Here is a 3,985-nt window from a genome sequence, read left to right as displayed (position 1 = left end):
GTGGTCTCGCGGTCGACGATCCGCCGGACGGTCGCGAGGTCCAGGCCGAGGTCGCGGAGCGTGCGGACGAGGGCGAGGCGGGCGACGGCGTCGGCGCCGTAGCGGCGGTGGCCCGAGGCGGTCCGGTGGGATTCGGGCAGGATGCCGTGGTTGGTGTAGAAGCGGACGGCCTTCACCGTCACGCCGGCCGTGTCGGCCAGTTCGCCGATCGAGTAGGTGGCTTCGCCCCGCATGCGGTCCACCCTGGCACCTCCCCTTGGGGGAGGTTCAACCCCGCGGGGGGGGGACGGGCCTCGGAGTCGGAGGCCCGTCCGGGCGGCGTCAGGGGTTGAGGCGGACGGGGAGGGCGGCGACGCTGTTGGTGAACAGGCTCGGGACCGGGGGCAGGTCCTCCGCCGGGACGGCCAGGGCCATCTTCGGGTAGCGCTCGAAGAGGACGGCGAGGGCGATGCGGGCCTCGGTCTCGGCGAGGTGGGAGCCGGGGCAGTTGTGGCGTCCCGCGCCGAACGCGAGGTCGCCCCTCTGGGCGCGGGTGTGGTCGAAGCGGTCCGCGTCGGGGCCGTGCTGGGCGGGGTCGCGGTTGACGGCGGTGTAGGGGGCGATGATCGCGTCCCCGGCCGGGATGGTGACGCCGCCGAGGGTGAGGTCGCGCAGGGGGTAGCGGGCCGGGAAGTTGCCGATGGGGGCGTCCCAGCGGAGGGTCTCGGCGACGACGGCCAGCCACGGGTCCTCGGGCGCCGCGAGGGCGGCTTCGAGCTGGTCGGGGTGGGTGAGCATCGCGCGGACGGCGTTGGAGATGAGGCTGATGGTCGTCTCGTGGCCGGCGGTGAGTAGCACCCAGAGCGTCCCGGCGAGCTCCTCGGCGGAGAGCGCGGCCGGGTCGGCGGCGTGGACGCCGATGAGCGCGCTGGTCAGGTCGTCGCCGGGGGCGGCGGACCGGGCCTGGATCAGGTCGCCGAGCAGGCGCGGGATCTCCGCCTGGACCTGGACGACCTCCTCGGCGGTCGTGTCGGTGCGGAAGATGGCGTCCACGAGGTGGCGCAGGCGGGCGCGCTGGTCGTCGGGGACGCCGAGCAGCTCGCAGATGACCTGGAGCGGGAGCCGCGCGGCGAAGTGGGCGCGCAGGTCGACGACCTCGGAGGCCGGCAGGGCGTCCGCCAGGGCCGCCGCGGCCGCGGTGATCGCGGGGACCATGTCCTGGACGCGTCTGCGGGTGAACTGCCCGACGATCGGGCGGCGTAGCCGGGTGTGCTCGGCGCCGTCGGCGGTGACCAGGTTGTCCACCTTGATCATCCCGATGATCGGGTTGTCGTCGGCGAGCTCGCCGGTCTTCACGGCCGTCCAGTTCCGGTAGTCCTTGCTGACGTCCGGGTGCCGGACGAGCTCGTCGACCAGCGCGTGGGTGGTGACGGCCCAGGCGCGGACGCCGCCGGGCAGGACGACGCGGACGACGGGCCCGGCGGCGCGCAGCCGGGCGGCCTCGCCGTGGTGGTCGGCGGCGGCCGGGTCGAGCTCGATGACGGGGATCTCGGCGGCGGAGGGGGACGGGGCTGCGGTCATGGGCGTCTCCAAGGCGGTCGTCCGCGTCACGGTCCCGGGATCGGGCGCGCGAGGGCGCGATCCGGAGGTGGGCGGTCTACGAAGTGGGAAGCGGGGCGTTCTCCGAGGTGGCGGGGGGCGGCGAGCCTGCGGGCGTGCGCGGGCACTCCGCAGCGGTGCGCGGGGAGTCCCCGGAGGTCGCGGGGGTGCGCGGGGTGAAGGTCACCGGGAGGCTGACGGGGGTGCGGATCCACGGGCTCGGCTGGTAGCCGATCTCGCCCGGGTCGCAGGCCAGCCGCAGGTCGCCGAGCAGGTGCTGGGCGGTGGCGACGGCGGTGCGGGCGATGGTGCGCGCCGGGTCGCGGCCGGGGCAGGCGTGCGGGCCGACCGACCAGGCCAGGTGCGCGCGGCTGCCGCGCGTCCACCAGTCGGACGCGTGCACGCGGGTGTCGCGGGCGCTGGCGGCGAGGCCGAGGATCAGCGCGTCCCCCGCGCGCACCGGGCGGTCCGCGAGGACGGTGTCGGCGAGCGGGTAGCGGGCCGGGAAGTTGATCATCGGTGGCTGGCGGGCGAGCACCTCGTCCAGCGCGTCGTCGATGGACAGCCGGCCGCCGTTGATCCGTCCGGCGAAGCGCGGGTCGACGAGCATCAGCCGCAGCGTCTCGGCGATCCAGGAGATGCACGTGTGGTTGGAGGCGGACACGACCACGACCAGCGTCTGCAGGATCTCGCCGGCCGTCGCCAGGTCCTCGTGCCCGGCGAGGAAGCCGGTCAGGTCGGACGAGCCGCCGTCCATCCGTGAGGTGACCAGCTCGTTCAGCAGCGCCTCGAACCTCGCGTTCCCCTCCTGCGCGCGCGGTCCGCTGGAGAACAGCAGGTTCATGGCGTCGAGCAGCTCGCGGGCGCGGCCCGGGTCGAGGCCGATGAGCTCGCCGATCGCGAGGACGGGGATGGACGCGGCGTAGTCGGCGATGAGGTCGCCGCGTCCGGCGGGCGCGATCCGGTCGATCAGCCCGGTGGACAGCCGCTCGACCGTGCGGCGCAGCGCGCGGTGGTCCAGCGCGGCCATGGCCTGCTCGATCGGACGGCGCAGCCGCCGGTGCTCCTCGCCGTCCGCGCCGATGACGTTGGCGCGGTGGAACATCATCGGGCCGAGCGGGGAGTCCGGCCCGACCGTGCCGTCCCGGACGAGGCTCCAGGTGTCGGCGTTCCGGCTGAACAGGTGGTCCTGGGTGGTGATCTGGCGGATCTCGGCGTAGCCCATCACCAGCCACGCGCGGACGCCGGGCATCAGCTCGACCGGCGCGACCGGGCCGTGCTCGCGCCAGAGCCGCTCCAGCGCGGCGTCCGGGTCGGCGGTGGTCGCGGCGAGGGGCATCACCTGCGGATACGCGTACAGATCGGCGGCGGTCACCGGTTCTCACTCCTGTCGAGGACGTGCTCGACCAGCCGGACCAGGGACGCCACGGCCGACTCGCGGTCGCGGGCGTCGCAGGACAGCACGGGCGTCTCGGGAAGCAGGTCGAGCGCCTCGCGCAGGGCGGCGGGGTCGTGGTCGGGGCTGTCGGGGAAGCGGTTCACGGCGACCGCGAAGGCGTCCAGGCCGGCGTCCTCCAGATGGTCGATGACCTCGAAGCTGTCGGCGATCCGCCGCACGTCCACCAGCACCAGGATGCCGGCGGCGCCCTCGGCGAGCCCGGCCCACATGTCCCAGAACCGGCGCTGGCCGGGCGTCCCGAACACGTACAGGACGAGCCGGTCGGACAGCGTCACGCGGCCGAAGTCGAGCGCGACGGTCGTGCTGGTCTTGCCGGGCAGGCCGCGCAGGTCGTCCACGCCGACCGAAGCCGTGGTGATCGGCTCCTCGGTGCGCAGCGGCTCGATCTCGCTGACCGACCCGACGAAGGTCGTCTTGCCCACCCCGAACGACCCGACGACCAGGATCTTCGCGGTGCGCTGGACGGTGCCCGGCACGAACCGGACCCCGTCCGCCGGGTCCGGCTCGTGCCGCGCGGCCGTGTCCGGCGTGTGCCGCGCGGCCGGGTCCGTCGCGTGCCGCGCCGCCGCCATGGGGTCAGAGCTGACGGAGGCCATCGAGGACTTCCCGCAGGAGGGACGGGGCGGGCGCCGCCGAGCCGCTGCCGGCGCGGGCGGTCAGGTGGTGCGAGGCGATCAGGTCGTCGGCGAGCACGAGCACCACGCTCACCGGCAGCCGCAGGTGCGCGGCGGCCTCCGCGACCGACAGCACGCCCCGGCGGCAGAGCGCGAACAGGTCGCGGGCCTGCGGCGGCGCGTCCACGCGCAGCGGCGCGTCGGTCGGCGCGGCGGCGAGCAGCGTGTCGACCTTGAGGCCGCGCCCGGTCGCGGTGCGGCCCCTGGTGAGCACGAACGGGCGCAGCGGCGTGTCGCGTGCCTCGTCCGGTCCGGTCATCTCACGCCCCCGGCC

General features: G+C 75.2%; 5 protein-coding genes. All 5 read right to left on the bottom strand.

Annotation, left to right across the window (positions count from 1 at the left end):
• A partial coding sequence (locus AB0J52_RS30670) for a MerR family transcriptional regulator (protein ID WP_500186161.1) occupies positions 1-233 on the bottom strand: 233 nt, incomplete at its 3' end.
• Between the two features lie 88 nt (positions 234-321).
• The gene (locus AB0J52_RS30665) at positions 322-1,560 is read right to left on the bottom strand and encodes a cytochrome P450 family protein (protein WP_500186160.1); all 1,239 of its coding nucleotides are present in this window, start codon (positions 1,558-1,560) and stop codon (positions 322-324) included.
• A gap of 76 nt (positions 1,561-1,636) precedes the next feature.
• The gene (locus AB0J52_RS30660; protein ID WP_500186158.1) at positions 1,637-2,953 is read right to left on the bottom strand and encodes a cytochrome P450 family protein; all 1,317 of its coding nucleotides are present in this window, start codon (positions 2,951-2,953) and stop codon (positions 1,637-1,639) included.
• Positions 2,950-3,633 (bottom strand): GTP-binding protein, encoded by a 684-nt coding sequence (locus AB0J52_RS30655; RefSeq protein WP_500186157.1) that lies wholly within the window; start codon positions 3,631-3,633, stop codon positions 2,950-2,952. The genes AB0J52_RS30660 and AB0J52_RS30655 overlap by 4 nt, the downstream gene beginning before the upstream one ends.
• Positions 3,614-3,985: DUF742 domain-containing protein (locus AB0J52_RS30650; RefSeq protein WP_500186156.1), on the bottom strand; the 372-nt coding region annotated here is incomplete at its 5' end. The genes AB0J52_RS30650 and AB0J52_RS30655, both read right to left, overlap by 20 nt.

The sequence above is a fragment of the Spirillospora sp. NPDC049652 genome (assembly GCF_040675125.1).
GTDB lineage: Bacteria > Actinomycetota > Actinomycetes > Streptosporangiales > Streptosporangiaceae > Spirillospora.
This window is presented reverse-complemented; position numbering and strand designations above follow the sequence as displayed.